Below are 399 nucleotides of genomic sequence, written 5' to 3' on the forward strand. Positions count from 1 at the left end.
AGGCTTGGAGTTCGGGTCCTTCGGATCGGTACCGGCTTCCTTCTCTTCCTCGTCGGTAGCACCGTCACCATCATCATCGGTGTCAGTCTTATCCGGCGTGCCGTCACCATCAGTGTCACGCTGAACCGTGATGGTCTTCTCACCCGTAGTGACTTCGTTGCCGTCCTCGTCGGTGATGGTGACCGTGACCTCAAAGTCACGCTCTTCCTCATCCTTGCCCCAGTCAGTGATCTTGTCTGGGGTACCAGAAACCTCACCGGTCTTCTCATCAACAGTCAGACCATCCGGCAGACCATCGACCTCAACCTTGCCGTTTTCCGGAACATCCTTAGCGGTATCAAACGGATCAGCCTTCTGACCCTCAACAACAGTGACCTTATCCGTCACCACAGAAGCATC

1 protein-coding gene is annotated in these 399 nt (G+C 55.1%); it reads right to left on the reverse strand.

Going from position 1 to position 399, the window contains the following annotated elements:
• The coding region (locus HMPREF2996_RS10355; RefSeq protein ID WP_210398928.1) for a putative Ig domain-containing protein at nucleotides 1-399 on the reverse strand (399 nt) is incomplete at both ends.

Source organism: Corynebacterium sp. HMSC066C02 (assembly GCF_001814945.1).
Taxonomy (GTDB): Bacteria; Actinomycetota; Actinomycetes; order Mycobacteriales; family Mycobacteriaceae; genus Corynebacterium; species Corynebacterium aurimucosum.